This window comes from Amycolatopsis albidoflavus, from assembly GCF_039525725.1.
GTDB lineage: Bacteria > Actinomycetota > Actinomycetes > Mycobacteriales > Pseudonocardiaceae > Amycolatopsis > Amycolatopsis albidoflava.
Genome location: NZ_BAAAHV010000028.1, coordinates 1 through 18146 on the forward strand (window position 1 = coordinate 1; position 18146 = coordinate 18146).

The window sequence follows — 18146 nt, forward strand, 5'->3', positions numbered from 1 at the left end:
CCATTACCCCACCAACAAGCTGATAGGCCGCGGGTTCATCCTGTACCGCCGGAACTTTCCACCCTCGAAGATGCCTCCGAAGGTCATATCCGGTATTAGACCCAGTTTCCCAGGCTTATCCCAGAGTACAGGGCAGATTACCCACGTGTTACTCACCCGTTCGCCACTCATCCCCGGCCGAAACCGGTTCAGCGTTCGACTTGCATGTGTTAAGCACGCCGCCAGCGTTCGTCCTGAGCCAGGATCAAACTCTCCAACAATGAACAGTTCGATCGAGACTACTTCTCAATCATATTCTCAAAGGAAACCCCGACGAGGGGGTTTCATATAAGCTCTACTGGCTTAGTTCACTAGCACACTGTTGAGTTCTCAAGCAACACACCCCGAACCAAACCCCAACCCCCGTGAGGGCGAGCCTGACCGAAGCGATCATTCCTAGCAGTTTTTTGTGGGACACCCACTCAATCACCCTAGAGGCGAGAGCTTGGTTCGTGTCCCGGCGGCCACCCGGTTTCCCTGGCGACTTGGAGAACTTTACACGCCCTCCAGGGGCCCGAAACAGGGGGGTCCCTTAATACGATCTTCGCAGGTCAACCGGCCGAATAGGCCCTGCGACCCCGCCGGAGGCCCGAGCGGCCGCGAGTCGGCGGACCCGGTCCCGGCCGAATCCGGTGGCTTATCGGCTCGCGGATGCCGCAATCCGAAGGAACGGGTGGCGCGCTATCGGCTAATAGCGCTCCCCGATCCAGACCGGGCGACTGGCAAACGAAGCATCGAGCGCGGCGGTGGACGGAGATCGACCTGCCGCCCCCCCGGCGGACAGGCCGCGGCCGAGTACGGCGTCAAGACAGGGCAAAGCAGCGGCACGAGGCTGTCGCGGCGCAGAAGCAGCGGAGAAGCGGCGCGCAAGGCCGGAAGCAGCAGGAAGGCGACCGAAGCGCCAGCGAGACCGTTCCGCCGGAGGCATCCTGGTCGCCAAGTCGGTCCCGGATAGACCGATGCGTGACCCGGGTCACCTGAACAGACGTGGAGGTGATGTCCGGTCCGGGGCAGTCAGCTTCGTTCTTTCCCCGACTGGCGGCCAAGCGCCGGTCGCCAGAGCACAGACGAGCGAGAGGGAGCACCCGATGAAGTACCTGATCCTGGCGTACGGCAACCAGCAGGACTACGACCGCCTCGGCGGGAAAGACGGCACCGCTGTCCCGGCGGAACTGGCGGCGGTCGAGGAGTTCCTCGTCGGGTTCACCGGGGCGCTGGCCGAATCGGGAGAGCTGGTCGAGACGCAGGGGCTCACCGCTCCGCTGCTGGCCCGTCGCCTCGACCTGCGGGACGGGGTTCCGGTCGTCACCGACGGGCCGTTCGGCGAGACCGAGGAGGTGATCGCCGGGTACTGGATGGTCGACTGCGCCAGTTTTGACCGGGCGACCGACATCGCGGCGGGGCTGCTCACGGCGCCGGGCCGGTTGTCCGAGGCCGGAGTGGTGGTCCGGCCGGTGATGGGAGCCGAGAACGAGCTCTGACCTGGCAACTCAGCCAGACCCAGGCGGAACCGACAGACCAAGGCGGCAGAGATGACCGACGAATCCGGGGCCACGGTCAACGACACCCTGCGCACCCTCGCCCCGCAGGTGCTGGGCGCGTTGGTCCGCCGCTACGGGCGGTTCGACCCGGCCGAGGACGCCGTACAGGAAGCCCTGCTCAAAGCCTCCCGGCAATGGGCGGAGACGGGCATCCCCGAGCGCCCCTTCGGCTGGCTGCTGCAGGTCGCGAGCCGGAAGCTGATCGATCTGCTCCGCGCGGAGCAGGCGAGACGGGAGCGGGAGGTCCGAGCAGCCCGCGAGGAGGTCGGCGAACATCAAGGCGACGCCGACGACACGTTGATCCTGCTTCTGCTCTGCTGCCATCCGTCGCTGTCGACGGCGTCGCAGATCGCGCTCACGCTGCGGGCTGTCGGCGGGCTCACGACGGCGGAGATCGCGCGGGCGTTCCTCACCTCTGAGGACTCGATGACCCGCCGGATCTCCCGGGCCAAGCGGACCATCCAGGACAGCGGCGTCCCGTTCCGGTTGCCGCCGGAGGAGGCGCGGCGCGAGCGGCTCGCGGCAGTCCTGCACGTCCTCTACCTGATTTTCACCGAGGGCTACTCGGCGACGTCCGGGCCGGATTTGCACCGCGGCGACCTGGTCGCGGAGGCGATCCGGCTGGCGGAAATGACCGCCGCGCTGCTGCCCGACGACAGTGAGGCCGCGGGCCTGCTCGCCTTGATGCTGCTGACGGACGCCCGGTCCCCAGCACGAGTCACCGAGCACGGTGAGCTGGTTCCCCTGCACGAACAGGACCGGTCGCGGTGGAAGGCCGGCTCGATCCGGCGCGGGGTGGAGCTGGTGACAGCGGCGTTGCCGCGCGGGCCGGTCGGGCCGTATCAGCTGCAGGCGGCGATCGCGGCGGTCCATGACGAGGCGGCCACCGCGGAAGAGACCGACTGGCGGCAGATCGTCGGGCTTTACCGGCTGCTGCTCGAGGTTTCGGCGAGTCCGGTCGCGAAGGTGAGCTACGCCGTCGCGGCCGGGATGGCGGACGGGCCGGCGGCGGGGCTCGAACTACTTGCTGCGCTGGACAGCCGCGACCGGCGGTTTCACGCGGCGCGGGCACATCTTCTGGAAATGGCGGGCGACCGCGAAGCGGCTCGGAGCGAGTACCTGCGCGCGGCCGAACTCGCCACCAACATCCGCCAGGTGCGGTATCTCAACGCCTGCGCCCGGCGGCTCTCCGAAGGAGCTGGACATGACTGACGAGATCCGGCCGTACCGGCTCGAGATCCCGGAAGCGGACCTGGTCGATCTGCGGGATCGGCTCGATCGGACGAAATGGGCGCCCGAACCGGTCGGCGGTGACCGCGGGTACGGCGTCAGCGTCGGCCGGGTGCGCGAGCTGGCCGAGCACTGGCGGAATCGCTACGACTGGCGGGTTTGGGAACGGCGGTTCGACGAGTATCCGCAGTTCACTACGACGATCGACGGTAGCACCGTCCACTTCCTGCACGCCCGTTCCCCGGAGCCGGACGCGATCCCGTTGATCCTCAGCCACGGCTGGCCCGGATCGGCCGCGGAGTATCTGGCCGCGATCGGGCCGTTGAGCAACCCCCGCACGCACGGGTTTGATCCCTCGATCGCGTTCGACGTCGTGCTTCCGTCGCTGCCGGGGTTCGGATTCTCCGGCCCGACGGCCGACACCGGCTGGGGTCCGCAGCGGATCGCACGAGCGTGGGCGGAGTTGATGCGCCGGCTCGACTACGAGCGCTACGGGACGGCGGGCAACGACTGGGGTTCGGGGATCGCGCCGGAAGTCGGCCGGATCGCGCCGGAGCAGGTGCTCGGCGCGCACGTGACGCAGACCTGGGATCCGCCGCCGGACGACGATCCACAGTGGATTGCCAATCTGTCCGAAAAGGACAAAGCCGCGTGGGACGCGTTCCACCACTACATCACCCACGAAGCTTCCTACGGCGTCGTCCAGGCACAGCAGCCGCAGACTCTCGCGCACGCGCTGTCCGACTCGCCCGTCGGCCTGCTCGGCTGGAACGCGCAGGCGATGCACGACCACGGCCTCGACGCCGACGGCATCCTCACCCACGTCACGATCCACTGGCTGACCGGCACCGCCGGTTCGGCGATCCGGATCTATGCCGACGAAGCCCGCGAGACGCCCGCCGAAGGCCGCAATCCCGTACCGGTCGGGGTCGCGCAGTTCCCCGGCGACCTGCCGTCGATCCGGGTGTTCACCGAACATCACCGGAACCTGGTGTCCTGGAACGAGTACGACCGCGGCGGTCACTACGCGGCGCAGGAGGTACCGGACCTGTGGGCGGGCGACGTCCGGCAGTTCTTCGCGAAGCTGCGCTAGAAAAACATTGCTCCGACTACATTGCACCTTATTGCACTGAGAAATCGCCCCGATTAGCGTCGGGGACATGCAGACAGTCCTTCTCCCGTCCGGCGCCCGGATCGCCTACGACGACCTGGGTCCGCAGCCGAAGATCCCGGTGCTTCTCGTGCACGGGCACCCGTTCGACCGGTCCATGTGGGGTCCGCAGGCTGAGCACCTCGCGCGGAACGGCCACCGCGTCGTGGTGCCTGACCTGCGGGGATACGGCGACAGCACCGGTCCGGCGGTCAGCGGGCTTGAGGACTTCGCCGAGGATCTGATCGGACTGGCGGACCACCTCGGCCTGGGCCGCTTCGCGCTGGGCGGGCTGTCGATGGGCGGGCAGATCGTGATGCAGACCGTCCGGGACTACCCGGAGCGGATCGCCGCCCTGCTGCTCGCCGACACCTTCGCCGAGCCCGAAACCGCCGAAGGAAAGGTGGTCCGCAACCAGGCCGCGGACCGGGTGCTCGCGGAAGGCATGACCGCGTACGCCGACGAGCTGCTGCCGAAGATGGTCTCGCCCGGCACGCTCCGTTCAAAGACCGAAGTGGCCGCACACGTCCAGAAGATGATGCGCGACGCACCAGCGACCGGCGCGGCGGCGGCGCTCCGAGCCCGGGCGAAGCGACCGGACTACCGCGATTCCCTCAAGCAGGTCAGCGTGCCGACGCTGGTCGCCGTCGGCAGCGAGGACGAGTTCACCCCGGTCGCCGACGCGCAGCTGCTGCACCGCCTCGTAGCCGGCTCGGAGCTGGCGGTGCTCGACGGCGCGGGACACCTGCCTAACCTGGAACTCGCGGCCGAGTTCAACGACGTGTTCGGCCGCTTCCTGGACCAGGTCCGGCCGGACCACGCAGAAGAACGGTGACGCACTCCATGAAGACCGTATTGGTGACCGGCGCGAGCGCCGGATTCGGTGCCGCGATCACGCGCCGGTTCGCAGCGGAAGGCGCGCGGGTCGTCGCCGCAGCCCGCACCGGCGACCGGCTGAAGACCCTCGCGGACGAACTGGGCGACGCGGTTTACCCGCTGGTGCTGGACGTCCGCGACGCAGCCGCAGTCGCAGGCGTCGTCGCGGGGCTGCCCGAGGAGTGGGCGAAGATCGACATCCTGGTCAACAACGCCGGCCTGGCGAAGGGCCTCGAGCCAGCGCACGAGGCAAAGCTGGACGACTGGGACCAGATGATCGAAACCAACGTGACCGGACTCGTCCACCTGACCCGCGCAGTGCTGCCCGGCATGGTCGAACGCGGCACCGGCCACGTAATCAACATCGGCTCGGTCGCAGGCAGCTACGCCTACCCCGGCGCGAACGTCTACGGCGCGACCAAGGCCTTCGTCCACCAATTCAGCCTCAACCTGCGCTCCGACCTACGCGGCACCGGAGTCCGCGTAACGAACGTCGAACCAGGCCTGGTAGGCGGCACAGAATTCTCCACCGTCCGCTTCGGCGGCGACCAGGACAAGGCCGCCAACGTCTACGCAGGCACCACCCCCCTGACCGCAGACGACGTCGCCGAATCAGTCTTCTGGGCAAGCTCCCAGCCAAAACACGTGAACATCAACGTCATCGAACTAATGCCAGTAGTACAGACCTTCTCCGCCCTGAACATCGACCGCGAAAACTGACCAACCGCAGCCGACGCACCCAACGATCGAGGCACCCACACCGCCCCCAACCCCGATACGAAGCCTTCTCTGCGGTTCGGGGGTGCTTGTCAAGGCATCTTTCCCGCCTTGACAAGCACCCCCGAACCGTCAGCACAATAAAACTTCGGGGTGGTGGCCCCCACTACGGGCGCAATGTCGCCGCCAGGCGACGAGCAGAATCACCCAGGCGCAAACCTCTCCAACCCAAACAACTCAAACAACGCCTGCTGCCGCCCAGTCCGATCAGACAAAATCCGCCGAGTCCGAGGCCGCCCCCCAGTGGACCGATGCCGCAACAAGGTCTCCCCAATCCCCCGCAACTGATCCAGCAACTCAGCCACCGAAAGATTCATCCCAGCCCGATCCGCCTCCCGCCGCATCAGGTGCGTAACCGTCGCAGCGAGCACAGACACCAACGCATGCACCGAAATCCGATGCGAAGTCCACTCCCACCGAGGCGAAGGCCCAGCCACCGCAGACCCGGTCAACCACCGAAACGTCGACTCAAGATAAGTCCGAGCCCGATAAGCCGTAACCACCTCGGCAACGGGCCAATCCCGATCAGTAACCAAAATCTGCTTCCCGAAAAACTCCTCCGCCAACCGAGCGACCGCGGCATCGTCAACCCGCCGCTCCAACCGCAACTCCCCGGCACGATTGCCAGTAAGAGCAGTATTCAACACCCGCTCCACTCGCCGCCCCCGAATGATCCGGGACATCTCCGCGTGCACCTGAGTCCGATCCCCCCGATGAGTACCGGCCGCAAGCGCAGCCGCTAGCCCGTCAAGCTCCCGCACGGTAGTGCTCAATTCACTGGTGAACGCCCGATACTGCGCCGCGTGCAGCGTCGCGGAGTGGAGGAGGATGACGCGTCGGCGGGCACCGTCCACAGTCGCCACAGTGTCGAAGGCAGTCAGCCCGGCAAACCGCTCCGGATCCACCCGCCGTCGCACCGACGCAGGCCGCGCGAGCAACTCCGGATGATCCGCCAGCGGAAGCGACCCGACAAACCCGGTCCGCGCGCCGAGGTCGAGCTGCGCAGCCTGGCCTGAGTGGAAGACCAACGTGTGCCGCTCCCCCAGCTCGACGGCCAGCGCGCCAAACGTAGGAGCCTTCTCCCGCCGATAAACCCGAGAAGCCAACGGAATCGCCCCATCTCGCGTAACAACCAGCCCCAGCCCGGCAAGCACATCCTGACAAGCCGACGGCAGCGTGCAATCCGCAGCGGTAAACGCCGCGAACTGCGCGACGTCGACCGCCAGCGCCTCCGTGCCGTCGTCGCCCAGCAGTTCCAGAACCGCTTCGGCGACAACGGTTTCCACAGCCGCGATCCGCTCCGGGGTCAGCCGCTGCAACGCCCGCCAATGACTGGCCGTCGTAATCGACCCCTTAGCCGGCCGAGGCCGGACAAGATCCTGCGCCAGACACCCGGTCCACCACTCCTCGAACTCCGTCTCCGGTGCGGTAGCCCGATGCAACACGGCAAGCGCGACGTGGAGACCGAGCGTCGGCCGAGCACGCTGCGGCCCCGCCACGGAGTCCACCCGCCGAACAAGATCGAGCCGCTGCAACGTCCCCCACACGGCGGAAACATCCCCGAACGACCGATGCCGCGCGCCAGCCGCCTCCGGACCCCCGCCTGCCACCGCCGCGGCGATGTCCTCGGCCGTCCCGAGATACCGCTGGCCGACCACGCGCGGCTTGCCGTCGACGCGCGCCGACTCGGCGAGGTAGTAGTACGTCCGCCCGCCGATGCGCTTCCCGATCACTGACGCCACCCTTTAGGTAATACCGGCGCGGGCGACCGTCCACAAGCCCGCAACCTGCGCTAATGATCACCCTGGACCGGTCGCGCGCGCCGTGGCGGGCTAAGAGCTGGCTGGTCGCGGCGGCCGGGTCCTAGCGTGGCGGGAATGGAGCCCGAAGCTGGCGTGACCACGCCCACCCCGTCGGCCATGCGCCGTGCGCTCGCCCGGGCGCGAGACGGGAAGACGCTCGACGTCGCCGAGGCGGCCGTGCTGCTGCACGCCCGCGGCGACGACCTGACAACGTTGTCCGACCACGCTTCCCGCATCCGCGACGCGGGCCTCGAAGAAGCCGGTCGCGCGGGGATCATCACCTACAGCCGCAAGGTGTTCATCCCGCTCACCCGGTTGTGCCGGGACCGGTGCGGCTACTGCACGTTCGTCACCGTCCCCGGCAGGCTCGAATCGCCGTTCCTGTCCCCGGACGAGGTGCTCGACATCGCTCGCAAGGGCGCCGAGATGGGCTGCAAGGAAGCCCTGTTCACCCTCGGCGACCGGCCGGAGGACCGCTGGAAGGCCGCGCGCGACTGGCTGGACGCGCACGGCTACGACGACACGCTGTCCTACGTCCGCGCGATGGCGATCCGGGTGCTCGAGGAGACCGGTCTGCTGCCGCACCTCAACCCCGGTGTCATGTCCTGGCAGGACTTCCAGCGACTCAAGCCGGTCGCGCCGTCGATGGGCATGATGCTGGAGACCACCGCGCGCCGGCTGTGGAGCGAGAAGGGCGGGCCGCATTACGGTTCGCCGGACAAGGATCCCGAGGTCCGGCTGCGCGTGCTGGAGGACGCCGGCCGCAGCTCGGTGCCGTTCACCACCGGCGTGCTGATCGGGATCGGCGAGACGCACGAGGAACGCGCGGACGCGCTGTTCGCGATCCGCAAGACCGCGCGCGAGTACGGCGGCATCCAGGAAGTCATCGTGCAGAACTTCCGGGCCAAGCCGGACACGAAGATGCGCGCGACCCCGGACGCCGACCTCGAAGAACTGGCCGCGAACATCGCCGTCGCCCGGCTGGTGCTGGGCCCGCGGATGCGCATCCAGGCGCCGCCGAACCTCATCGGCGACCAGTACGACCTGATGATCCGCGCGGGCATCGACGACTGGGGCGGCGTCTCGCCGCTCACGCCGGACCACGTGAACCCCGAACGCGCGTGGCCGCAGATCGACCTGCTCGCCCGGCAGACCGAGAAGGCCGGGTACGCCCTGCGCGAGCGGCTGACCATCTACCCGGAGTACGTGAAGCGCGGCCAGCCGTGGCTCGACCCGCGCGTCACGCGGCACGTCGCGGCGCTGGTCGACGGGGAAACCGGGCTCGCCCGCGAAGGCGCGATGCCGGTCGGGATCCCGTGGCAGGAGCCGGACGGCGGCTGGCAGGAATCCGGCCGCACCGACCTGCACACCGAGATCGACACGACCGGCCGCACCGAGGACCGGCGAGGCGACTTCGATTCGGTCTACGGCGACTGGAAAGAAATCGGCCGGAAGATCAAGACCGGGCCGCAGCGGTTCGACACCGACATCCGGGATGCGTTGCGCAGCGCGGAGAAAGACCCCGCCGGGCTCTCCGACGACGCCGCGCTGGCCCTGCTGCACGCCGACGGGCCGGAGCTGGACGCACTCACGAAGCTGGCCGACGACCTGCGACTCGAGGTCGTCGGGGACGACATCACCTTCGTCGTCACGCGGAACATCAACTTCACCAACGTCTGCTACACCGGTTGCCGCTTCTGCGCCTTCGCGCAGCGAAAGACCGACGCCGACGCGTACACGCTCTCGCTGGAGCAGGTCGGCGACCGCGTCGACGAGGCGTGGGCCGCGGGCGCGACCGAGATCTGCATGCAGGGCGGGATCCATCCGGACCTGCCGGGCACCGCGTATTTCGACCTGGCGGCCGAGGTGAAGCGGCGGCAGCCGGACATGCACCTGCACTCGTTCAGCCCGATGGAGGTCGTGAACGGCGCGTCGCGGACGAATCTGTCCATTCGCGACTGGCTGGTGCGCGCGAAGGAGTCCGGAGTGGACTCGCTGCCGGGCACCGCGGCGGAAATCCTCGACGACGACGTCCGGTGGGTGCTCACCAAGGGCAAGCTGCCGACGGACGCGTGGATCGAAGTCGTCACCACCGCGCACGACATCGGGCTGCCGACCACGGCGACGATGATGTACGGCCACGTGGACAACCCGAGCCACTGGGTCGGCCACCTGAAGCTGCTGGCCAAGCTGCAGCGCGAGGGCGTGGAACGCAACGGGCGGCGCGGGTTCAGCGAGTTCGTGCTGTTGCCGTTCATCCACCAGAGTTCGCCGATCTACCTGGCCGGGCTCGCCCGCGCGGGCACGACGCTGCGCGAGAACCGGGCGGTACACGCACTGTCGCGGCTGCTGTTGCACGGCACCTTCGACAACATCCAGAGTTCCTGGGTGAAGCTCGGCGAGGAGGGCAGCCGGGCGGTGCTGCAGGGCGGCGTCAACGACATCGGCGGCACGCTGATGGAGGAGACGATCAGCCGGATGGCGGGCGCGGCGAACGGGTCGTACAAGACGATCAGCGACATGCGCGCGATGGTCGAGCCGCTCGGGCGTCCGCTGCGGCAGCGGACCACGTCGTACGGAACGCCGACAGACGAGCGGATCGCCGCGGCGAACGAGTCCGACGGGGTCGCGACGGCGGTGCGGAAGCCGTTGCTGCCGCTGCTCACACCGTGATCAACCGGTGCGGTGCAGCCGCCACAAGGCGATAGCCAGCTGCAACCGCAACCGGCCCGCGGGATCGCGCACTGGCCAGCCGAGTAGGTGTTCGGCGTGGGCCAGGCGCTCCTGCAGGGTCGAATGGTGCACTACCAGCGTGTTGGCCGCGGCACGGAGGCTCGGAGCGCCCGCTACGGCGACCAGCGTGGGCAAGACCCACGGGGCCGTCGTGCGGGCGTGCTCCAGGCTGGTGACGTCCGCGACCGGCTTGGTGCCCGGTCCGACCGCGTCGGCGAGCACGGCCAGGCCGCCAAGGCCTGCGTAGTCCACAACGGACGGTCCGGGGTCTTCTTCGGTTGCCGTGAAACGAAAAGCCGTCCGGGCTTGCTCGCCGGAGACCGGCAGGTCGACCAGATTCACCACCGTTCCCAGCCCGACCCTCGCGTCTTCCGGCGGAGTCCACTGTGGTGGGACGACCAGCGGTACCGCGTCGGCCACGACAGCCCTCGCGGTCGTACCAAGCCCAAGGCGATGTGCCGCGCGGAGCCGGGTCCGCTCGTCCGCCGACGCATCGAGCACCACTTCGACCGACGCCGGATCGACGACCCGGCCGCGCGTGCGGTCGAGCACTGCCCGCGCCGCCGCGGACGCGCGCTCCAGCACCATCGCGTCCACCGGACTCGCCGGACCAGGCCGTTCCAGCCACAGCGCGACCGGCCCGTCCGGACGCACCGAAGCCGACGGCCATTCCGGATCGGGCGGTTCGGCCGACGACACGACGCGCCCGTCCGGTTCGACGCGGACGCGCACCCGGCGTTCGTCGTCGGCCAGCCGCGCGGGACAGCCGGCCAGCACCGCCGCCCCGCGCACGATCGGCTCCAGCCCGGCACGGCCCTCGACCAGCCGGTCGAAGTACGCGATGACCTTGACAGTCTCGGCCGCGCCGGGATCGAGCGCACTCAGATGCGTGACCAGCTCCCTCATCGGTCCATCATCGCTTGTCCGGTTCAGCCGAGCAGCCGCCGGAGCCACGGCGTCCGCTCGGCGCGGGCCTGCTGCGACAGCGCCGCCTGCGGGGCCGAGCCGTCGAAGCCGTGGAAGGCGCCGGGCCAGACGTGCAGCTCCGCCTGCACCCCGGCCAGCCACAGCTGGTTCGCGTAAGCGATGACCTCGTCGCGGAAGGTCTCGGTGCTCCCGACGTCGAGGAATGCGGGCGGGAGGCCGGACAGATCCTCGGCGCGTGCGGGCGCGGCGTACGGCGAGACGTCCGGACCGCCTCGCGCGTCGCCAAGCAGCGCCGTCCAGCCGACGTTGTTCGCGGCGCGGTCCCAGCTGCCCATCTCAGCCATCTGGATCGCCGACGGAGAGTCGTTGCGGTCGTCGAGCATCGGGTACACCAGCAGCTGGCCGAGCAGTTCCGGGCCGCCTCGGTCCCTGGCGAGCAGCGCCGTTCCCGCCGCGAGACCGCCGCCCGCACTCGCTCCGCCGATCACGACACGGGAGGCGTCGAAGCCGTACTCGGCGGCGTGCTTGACCGTCCATTCGAGGCCGGCGTAGCAGTCCTCGACCGGTGCCGGATGCGGGTGTTCGGGCGCGACGCGATAGTCGACGCAGACGAAGCCGAGGCCCAGTTCGGTCGCGTACTCCTTGAGGAAGTGCAGGTCGCCGCCCTTGTGACCGCCGATGATCATGCCGCCGCCGTGCAGCCAATAGAGCACCGGGACGTCAACCGCCCCGGCCGGCCGCGCGACGATCAGCGGGATCGGGCCGCGCGGCCCTTCGGCGTCCACTTCGGACACTTCCAGGGCGCCGTCGGCGGTGATCTCGTCCAGCGAGAGCTGCCGCGTCGCCGCCGCCGCGCGCACCGCCGGGATCGACTCGAGCGTCTTGATCGGCGGCCGCTCGGCCGCGAGCACCTCGAGCGCGGCGGCGAGCTCGGGGTCGAACGGGAGCGGCGGGTAGGCGGTCATCGCGGGGGCCTCCAGGGACTCGGTTGCTGAACCTCATCCTCGCCGCCCGGGAGCCGGAAGCGGACAGCCGGGCGGCGGGAATCTCCCGCCGGATGGCGGGGTCAGCGGGTCAGGCTGATCGCGTTCTTCGCCCGCTCGACGGATTCCTCGGACGCGGGCCCCGCCGGGTTTTCCGTGGCCAGCGCCTGGTTCAGCTCGACGAACGGGCGCATGCGGGTCTCGTAGTCTTCTCCGGATTCCGCCAGGAGGTACGCGCCGACCAGCGCGAGGCTCGTGCCCTGTCCGGAGAGCACGGACGCGCAGTACCCGGCGTCGCCGACCAGCGCGACCCTGCCGGTAGTCCAGCGGTCGAGGTGGATCTGGAGCATGGCGTCGAAGAAGAAGGTCTCGGCGTCCGCCATGGCTTTGACCAGGTCCGGCACCGGGCCGCCGACCTCGCGCAAGCGTTCGGCGACGAGCTTCTTCTGCTCCGCGACGTCCCGGATCTCGCGGTACTCCGGCTCGCCGAAGCCGAGCGTCACCCGGATCTCCTCGTTGCCCGGCACCGGGTAGACCGCGCCGCCGACGCCCTCGCCCTGGAACCAGATCTGCCAGTCTTCGAGGCCGACGGTGTTGGCTGCCGGGAAGATCGCCAGGTACTGCCCGAGGTAGCGGCGGTACCGGTCCTCCGGGCCGAACGCGAGCCGCCGGACCGCCGAGTGCGCGCCGTCCGCGCCGACGATCAGGTCGAACCTGTGCGGCTCAGCCTTCGCGAACTCGACCCGGCCGGACTCGGCGTCGAGCGCGGTGATCTCGTCGCCGAAGCGGTACTCGACGTCGGCCGCGTTGTGCAGCAGCTCGACCAGGTCGTCGCGGAGGATCTCGATGTCCGCGCTGTCGAGCCGGCCGCTGCTGTAGGTGCGCTCCTCGGAATGGAACACCTCGTTGCCGGACGCGTCGAGCATCGACATCCCGCGCATCCGCGTCCGTGCCGCGCGGACCTGCTCCCCCAGGCCCATCCGCTCGATGACCTCCAGCGCGACGCCGCGGATGTCGATCGCCTGACCTCCGCTGCGCAGCCCGTTCGCGCGCTCGACGACCGTCACGTCGTAGCCGTTGCGACGCAGCCAGTAGGCCGACGCGCACCCCGCGACTCCCGCGCCGCAAACCAGTGCTTCAGGCATGTCCTCACCCCTCAGTACCGTGCATCATTACCCTGATGAACCTGCCGTGACCTGGACTCTGCTGCCAAAACTGACCTAGTACAGTTGCCCTGCTGACCTAGTACAGACAGGACGCCGGATGCCGACCGAACCGCCGTACCTCCGCATCGCTGCTGCCCTCCGCGAGAAGATCTCGCAGTTGCCGCCGGGCGCGAAGGTGCCTTCGACGCGTCAGCTGGCTTCGGCGCATGGCGTCGCGAACGCCACCGCGGCCAAAGCGCTCGACGTACTGCGTCGCGAAGGCGTGATCCGCGCCGAACCCCGATCAGGTCACGTTGTCGCTGGTCAGCACACCGCAGCCGACCCGAAGCGGCCAGTGTTGACCCGGGATCGGTTGGTGCGCGCGGCAATCGCGATCGCCGACGCGGAGGGCGTGGCGGCGTTGTCGATGCGCGGGCTGGCCGCGCGGCTGGGCGTTCCGGCGATGGCTCCGTACCGCTATCTGTCCGGAAAGGACGAACTGGTTTTCCTGATGGCGGACCACGTTTACGGCGAGGTCGGTTATCCGGCCCGGGAGCCGAAGGGGTGGCGGGCGCAACTGGAGCTGTCGGCGCGGACGCTGTGGTCAGTGCACCGGCGACATCCTTGGCTGGCGCATCTCGTGCCGCTTACCCGGCCGTGGCCGCTGCCGAATCTGGCCGCGCACAACGAACGCGCACTGGCCGCGTTGTCGGTGTTCGGGCTGAACTCGGCTGATCTGTGCGACCTGAATGTGTTGTTCTACAACCACATTCAAGGGACGGCGATCCACCTGGAGCGGGAGCGGCACGCGATGGGCGCGACGGGGATCACCGAGGATGAGTGGATGCAGACGCAGGCGCGGGGGTATGCGGCGTTGACCGGGTCGGGGCGGTATCCAGTGCTGGCGCGGATGGTGCAGGATCTTGCTGAGGGGTACGACCTGGATCTGGACCATCTGTTCGAGATCGGGCTGCAGGCGCTGCTGGACGGGCTGGCTGTGCGTTATCCGGTTGGCGGTGAGGTTTTCGGGAGCCTGGCGTGAACCGCATCCGCCTGATCCCCCGAGCTCGGCGAGGTACTGGGCGGCACCGCACTGGATGTCTTCGCATTCAGGGCAGACGCACAGCGATGCTCTCGGCGAACTCGTTGCCGGGCTAGGCGGTGAGCTTCAAAATGTCGATCCCACGCTTGTTATCCGCCACATACGCGTACCCGTCATGCCAGTACGGAGCCCACGAAGCCGCGTCCGCTGGCCGGAAGTACGCGATCTGCGTCGGGTTCGACGGGTCGCTCACGTCCAGGAATCGGGTCCCCTGCGCGTAAAACGACTGCACCAGCACATGCCCGCGAATGTCGAAATAGTGCGCCGAGCAGTCGTCCGACACCGGGTCGCTGCCTTCCTGCCCGGCGACGCCCCAGGTGCCGATGCTGCGCATCCGGAACGGCTTCTCCGGCGTGGAGCGCCAGCCTTCGCCCTGGTACGAGCCGTCCAGCGAGGAAATCGTCAGCACGCCGTCGCCCGCGCAGCCGGGGAGGAAGCTTTCCTCGGTGGCGTACACCAAGTCATGACCGCGCCAGGCGCCGTCGTCGCGTGCGCCGACCGGGTGGAAGCTGTTGTGCATGAACTTCGACGGCGCGGCGGTTTCCGACACCCCGCCGCCCGCGTACGGCACCGGCTTGAGCGCGGTCGCCCAGCGATAGCGGTTCTGCACCGGGTCGTGGTGGAGACCGGACGTCCAGTAGCCGCGCACGCCGCCCGCGCCGGACACCCACGCGACGCCCATCTTGTCGACCTGCACGTCGTGCACGTAGTCGGTTTTGCCGTCGTTGCGGGCGAGTTCGATCGGGTCCGGGTACACCTTCGGATTGCGCTGGTTGCGCACGTCGGTGACCCAGATCGGCCGGCCGCCCCAGTCCGCCGGCTGGTTGTCGGCTTTCGCCGGGCCGCCGGTCCAGAGGTAGCGGCAGTCGTCGACGCAGCTGGTGGTGTGGCCCGCCGGAACCTTGACGTAGCTGAGGATTTCCGGCTTCTCCGGATGCGCGACGTCGACCACGTAGATCCCGGACTCGCCGGTGTGCGTGTTGCCCTTGAACGCGCGCGGGTCGCGGGAGAGGAACACGAGCTTGCGCTTCGCGTCCACCTCGGTGTCCTCGGTCTCCCACAGCCCGGGCAGGCTCAGCTCGCCGATCGCGCGCGGCTTCGCCGGATTGTCCGTGAGGTCGTAGACCTTCAGGCCGAACTGGCCGGACACGACCATCACGTCGCGTTTGCCGTAGCTGAGGAAGTTCGCCGAAATGGCTCCTTGCGCGTCGGGCACGTTGCCGACCGGCTGCACGCCCTTGATCGCACCCGGGTCGCCCAGCGAGCGTTTCGCCTCGGTGACCGGCTTGTCGTCCTCGCAGGCCGCGGCGGGCAATCCCGTGGCGACCAGTGTCGCCGCCGCCGTCGCCATCGCCATCGCCAGTCCGGAACGAATCCACCAACGGCGCACGCGAAACCTCCCGGAGACCCCAGTGTGACTGAAGTACTTTAAGACGGTCCCTAACCGGACACAACCGCCTTTAGTGGCTTTCCACCTGGTAGTAAGTCAGCATGCGATCGCGTCTGCTGGTCCCGCTCACGCTCGCCGCCCTCGTCGCGGCCGGTCTCTCCGGCTGTTCGTCGTCGGCCGAACCCGCCCAGCCCGGCGTCGTGTCGGTCGGCCTCGGCGAACCCGGCACCCTGTTGCCCGCCGACGTCACCGATCCGTCCGGCCGGCTCGTCACCGGCGCGCTGTGGACTCCGCTCGCCGATTACGATCCGGCCAGCGGAAAAGCCACCCCGCGCGCGGCCGAATCGATCAGCAGCGCGGACCGCGTGACGTGGACGGTGCGGTTGCGGCCGGGGAAGTTCCACGACGGCACGCCGGTCACCGCGCAGTCCTATGTGGACACCTGGAAGGCGATCGCGGGTCATCACTGGGCCAGCACCCCGGTGCTCACGAAGTCGCTGCGGGCCAAGGAAATCACTGCGGTCGACCCGGCACAGCTGCGGATCGTGCTCGACCGGCCGTCGAATCAGGTGCCAGCGTGGCTGTCCGCGCCCGGGCTGGTGCCGCTGCCCACGTCAGTGCTGAAATCGCGCGACTGGAACGGGTTCGCCCGGCATCCGATCGGCAACGGACCGCTGCGGCTGGACGGAGACTGGCAGTCCGGCTCCGGCGGCAAGCTCGTCCGGGTCGCCGCGGATCCGGGGCGGGCCAAGGAAATCAATCTGCGCGTCGGCAATCCGGCGGAGCAGTACGACGAGGTCAAGGAGGGCAAGCTCGACGTCGCCACGTCCGTCCCCGGCGACCGGCACGAAGCGATGCACGCCGATTTCGCCGACCGGCACGCGATGTGGGCGCTCCCCCGCGCCGGTTACCTGGTGTTTTCCACTGAAGCAACACGATTCGCCGACCCGACGGTGCGGCACGCCTTCGCGCTCGGCACCGACCGCGGCGCACTGGAATCCGGACCGCTCGCGCACCAAGCGGACGCGGCCAAGGGATTGCTGCCGCCCGCGGTCGCGCCCGGCGAACGGTCCGGGAGCTGCCGTCCGTGCACTTTCGACGGTCCAGCCGCCAAATCCCTGTTGAACCAAGCCGGATTCACCGGCGACGCCGCGGTGTACTACGACAGCTTCGACGGCACGTGGCCGCAGGCATTGGCCGACGGTTTGTCGAAGAGCTTGGGAATCTCGGTCACCGCGCAGCGAAAAGCCACCGGAGGCAAGCCGACCGGGCCGTCCGCCCTGGAGGTCAAGGCGGTGTCGCCGAGCCCGTCCGACATCCTCCACGCTCTCGCGGACGCCGCCGGTTACACCGATGCCGGATTCGCCGCCGACCTCGACTCCGCCGAAACCACCGCGTCACCGGAAGAATCCGCGCAGCTGTTCCGGGTCGCGGAGAACGAAGCCCTTCGCGACCTCCCGGCGATTCCACTGTGGACTGGACACGGGCACGCCGTCTGGTCCGCCCGGGTCCACGACGCGGTGACGACACCGTTCGCCGGAATCGACCTGACTCGCCTGCGCGACTAAACCCTGGCGTGCCGCGCCAGCACCTCGCCGAACGCCGCCGTCAACGGATCCGGTTCGCTGCGTCCATAAGCGACCAACTCGCGTCGAATCGGCTTGCCGGGGCGCAAAACCCGGCCGCTGAACTCCGCAGGGAGCACGTTCGCCGGAACCAGCGCGGGCCCCAATCCGGCCGCCGCGAGCAACGGCGCGGCGGCCGTCTGTTCCGTACGCACGGCAGGCCGCGGCCGGAAGCCCGCTTCGGCGCAGGCAGCGTCGAGGAGCTCCGCTAAGCCGTGCCCAGGCGCGTAATGCACCCACGCGCAGTCGGCAAGATCGGCCAACTCGACCGTACCGTCCGAAGTGGACTCCATCGCGCCGTCGGCGGGGAGCACCACCACGAACTCCTCGGTACCCAGCGACCGCACTGGCCCTGTCCAGTCAGCTGGACGCGGACCGATCGCGAGGTCCGCTTCTCCGGCCAGCATCGCGTCGCGCAGTTCGTCGGCGTGGCGGTATTCGAAAAGCCGCACGTCGACGTCCGGCCGCTCGCGGCGCCACACCCGGAGCGCGGGCGGGAGCACGCCGAGACTCACCGAGTAGACCGTCGCGATCAGAAGCTCTCCGGCAACTTGGCCAGAAGCCTGTCGCGCGGCGCACCGGGCGCGTTCGGCGTCGGCGAGCGCGGCGCGGGCGTGCGGCAGCATCGCGCGGCCCATCGGCGTGAGCCGGACCGCGCGCGGCAGCCGTTCCAGCAGCGGCCCGCCGACGCTGTGCTCCAGCGCCCGCATCTGGTGCGACAGCGCGGGCTGCGTCACGTGCAACTGCTCGGCGGCCCGGGTGAACGAACCGGTGTCCACCACCGTGACCAGGTACTCGAGCTGCCGCAGACTTGTCATAAAAACAG

Annotated in this window: 14 protein-coding genes and 1 rRNA gene; 8 read left to right on the forward strand and 7 right to left on the reverse strand. The window is 69.0% G+C overall.

The window, feature by feature from the left end:
- A 16S ribosomal RNA gene (locus ABD156_RS42790) occupies nt 1–260 on the reverse strand; the annotation flags it as partial.
- An 867-nt stretch (nt 261–1127) separates the two neighbouring features.
- Between ABD156_RS42790 and ABD156_RS42795 the strand changes: the two genes are divergently transcribed.
- From ABD156_RS42795 to ABD156_RS42815, 5 genes are all read left to right on the forward strand, one after another.
- Nucleotides 1128–1520 (forward strand): YciI family protein, encoded by a 393-nt coding sequence (locus ABD156_RS42795; protein ID WP_344287031.1) that lies wholly within the window; start codon nt 1128–1130, stop codon nt 1518–1520.
- A gap of 51 nt (nt 1521–1571) precedes the next feature.
- Nucleotides 1572–2792: an RNA polymerase sigma factor gene (locus tag ABD156_RS42800; protein ID WP_344287033.1), complete on the forward strand. Its 1221-nt coding sequence runs from the start codon at nt 1572–1574 to the stop codon at nt 2790–2792.
- Nucleotides 2785–3903, forward strand: coding sequence for an epoxide hydrolase family protein (locus tag ABD156_RS42805; protein ID WP_344287035.1), 1119 nt, complete (start codon nt 2785–2787; stop codon nt 3901–3903). The genes ABD156_RS42800 and ABD156_RS42805 overlap by 8 nt, the downstream gene beginning before the upstream one ends.
- A 67-nt stretch (nt 3904–3970) precedes the next feature.
- Complete coding sequence (locus ABD156_RS42810) at nt 3971–4795, forward strand: alpha/beta fold hydrolase (RefSeq protein WP_344287037.1); 825 nt, start codon at nt 3971–3973, stop codon at nt 4793–4795.
- 8 nt (nt 4796–4803) lie between these two features.
- A complete protein-coding gene (locus tag ABD156_RS42815; protein WP_344287039.1) occupies nt 4804–5556 on the forward strand; it encodes an SDR family oxidoreductase in 753 nt (250 codons plus the stop codon).
- Nucleotides 5557–5756: 200 nt separating this feature from the next.
- On the opposite strand, the gene ABD156_RS42820 is transcribed toward ABD156_RS42815, so the two are convergent.
- Nucleotides 5757–7355 (reverse strand): IS1634 family transposase, encoded by a 1599-nt coding sequence (locus ABD156_RS42820; RefSeq protein ID WP_425546130.1) that lies wholly within the window; start codon nt 7353–7355, stop codon nt 5757–5759.
- Between the two features lie 135 nt (nt 7356–7490).
- Between ABD156_RS42820 and ABD156_RS42825 the strand changes: the two genes are divergently transcribed.
- Nucleotides 7491–10088 carry a bifunctional FO biosynthesis protein CofGH gene (locus ABD156_RS42825; RefSeq protein ID WP_344287043.1) on the forward strand — a complete coding sequence of 866 codons (2598 nt, stop codon included), beginning with the start codon at nt 7491–7493 and terminating at the stop codon, nt 10086–10088.
- Here ABD156_RS42825 and ABD156_RS42830 read toward each other — a convergent pair whose 3' ends face one another.
- From ABD156_RS42830 to ABD156_RS42840, 3 genes are all read right to left on the reverse strand, one after another.
- A complete protein-coding gene (locus ABD156_RS42830; RefSeq protein ID WP_344287045.1) occupies nt 10089–11054 on the reverse strand; it encodes a helix-turn-helix domain-containing protein in 966 nt (321 codons plus the stop codon). It abuts the gene before it with no gap.
- Nucleotides 11055–11077: 23 nt separating this feature from the next.
- Nucleotides 11078–12040: an alpha/beta hydrolase fold domain-containing protein gene (locus tag ABD156_RS42835; RefSeq protein WP_344287047.1), complete on the reverse strand. Its 963-nt coding sequence runs from the start codon at nt 12038–12040 to the stop codon at nt 11078–11080.
- A 101-nt stretch (nt 12041–12141) separates the two neighbouring features.
- On the reverse strand, nt 12142–13203 hold the full coding sequence (locus ABD156_RS42840; protein WP_344287049.1) for an FAD-dependent oxidoreductase: 1062 nt from the start codon (nt 13201–13203) through the stop codon (nt 12142–12144).
- 118 nt (nt 13204–13321) lie between these two features.
- On the opposite strand from ABD156_RS42840, the gene ABD156_RS42845 reads away from it, so the two are divergent.
- The gene (locus ABD156_RS42845) at nt 13322–14245 is read left to right on the forward strand and encodes a TetR/AcrR family transcriptional regulator C-terminal domain-containing protein (protein ID WP_344287051.1); all 924 of its coding nucleotides are present in this window, start codon (nt 13322–13324) and stop codon (nt 14243–14245) included.
- A 112-nt stretch (nt 14246–14357) separates the two neighbouring features.
- Here ABD156_RS42845 and ABD156_RS42850 read toward each other — a convergent pair whose 3' ends face one another.
- A complete protein-coding gene (locus ABD156_RS42850) occupies nt 14358–15656 on the reverse strand; it encodes an LVIVD repeat-containing protein (RefSeq protein ID WP_344287476.1) in 1299 nt (432 codons plus the stop codon).
- Nucleotides 15657–15796: 140 nt separating this feature from the next.
- On the opposite strand from ABD156_RS42850, the gene ABD156_RS42855 reads away from it, so the two are divergent.
- Nucleotides 15797–17263, forward strand: coding sequence for a peptide ABC transporter substrate-binding protein (locus ABD156_RS42855; protein WP_344287053.1), 1467 nt, complete (start codon nt 15797–15799; stop codon nt 17261–17263).
- Here the strand turns inward: ABD156_RS42855 and ABD156_RS42860 are convergent.
- Complete coding sequence (locus ABD156_RS42860; RefSeq protein WP_344287055.1) at nt 17260–18138, reverse strand: LysR family transcriptional regulator; 879 nt, start codon at nt 18136–18138, stop codon at nt 17260–17262. The two genes, ABD156_RS42855 and ABD156_RS42860, sit on opposite strands and share 4 nt — an antisense overlap.
- Nucleotides 18139–18146 lie beyond the last annotated feature (8 nt).

What these genes read in the sequence shown, in the direction of transcription:
- ABD156_RS42795 (WP_344287031.1), top strand. Translation starts at nt 1,128, where the DNA reads ATGAAGTACCTGATCCTGGCGTACGGCAACCAGCAGGACTACGACCGC.
- ABD156_RS42800 (WP_344287033.1), top strand. Translation starts at nt 1,572, where the DNA reads ATGACCGACGAATCCGGGGCCACGGTCAACGACACCCTGCGCACCCTC.
- ABD156_RS42805 (WP_344287035.1), top strand. Translation starts at nt 2,785, where the DNA reads ATGACTGACGAGATCCGGCCGTACCGGCTCGAGATCCCGGAAGCGGAC.
- ABD156_RS42810 (WP_344287037.1), top strand. Translation starts at nt 3,971, where the DNA reads ATGCAGACAGTCCTTCTCCCGTCCGGCGCCCGGATCGCCTACGACGAC.
- ABD156_RS42815 (WP_344287039.1), top strand. Translation starts at nt 4,804, where the DNA reads ATGAAGACCGTATTGGTGACCGGCGCGAGCGCCGGATTCGGTGCCGCG.
- ABD156_RS42825 (WP_344287043.1), top strand. Translation starts at nt 7,491, where the DNA reads ATGGAGCCCGAAGCTGGCGTGACCACGCCCACCCCGTCGGCCATGCGC.
- ABD156_RS42830 (WP_344287045.1), bottom strand. Translation starts at nt 11,054, where the DNA reads ATGAGGGAGCTGGTCACGCATCTGAGTGCGCTCGATCCCGGCGCGGCC.
- ABD156_RS42835 (WP_344287047.1), bottom strand. Translation starts at nt 12,040, where the DNA reads ATGACCGCCTACCCGCCGCTCCCGTTCGACCCCGAGCTCGCCGCCGCG.
- ABD156_RS42840 (WP_344287049.1), bottom strand. Translation starts at nt 13,203, where the DNA reads ATGCCTGAAGCACTGGTTTGCGGCGCGGGAGTCGCGGGGTGCGCGTCG.
- ABD156_RS42845 (WP_344287051.1), top strand. Translation starts at nt 13,322, where the DNA reads ATGCCGACCGAACCGCCGTACCTCCGCATCGCTGCTGCCCTCCGCGAG.
- ABD156_RS42850 (WP_344287476.1), bottom strand. Translation starts at nt 15,656, where the DNA reads ATGGCGACGGCGGCGGCGACACTGGTCGCCACGGGATTGCCCGCCGCG.
- ABD156_RS42855 (WP_344287053.1), top strand. Translation starts at nt 15,797, where the DNA reads ATGCGATCGCGTCTGCTGGTCCCGCTCACGCTCGCCGCCCTCGTCGCG.
- ABD156_RS42860 (WP_344287055.1), bottom strand. Translation starts at nt 18,138, where the DNA reads ATGACAAGTCTGCGGCAGCTCGAGTACCTGGTCACGGTGGTGGACACC.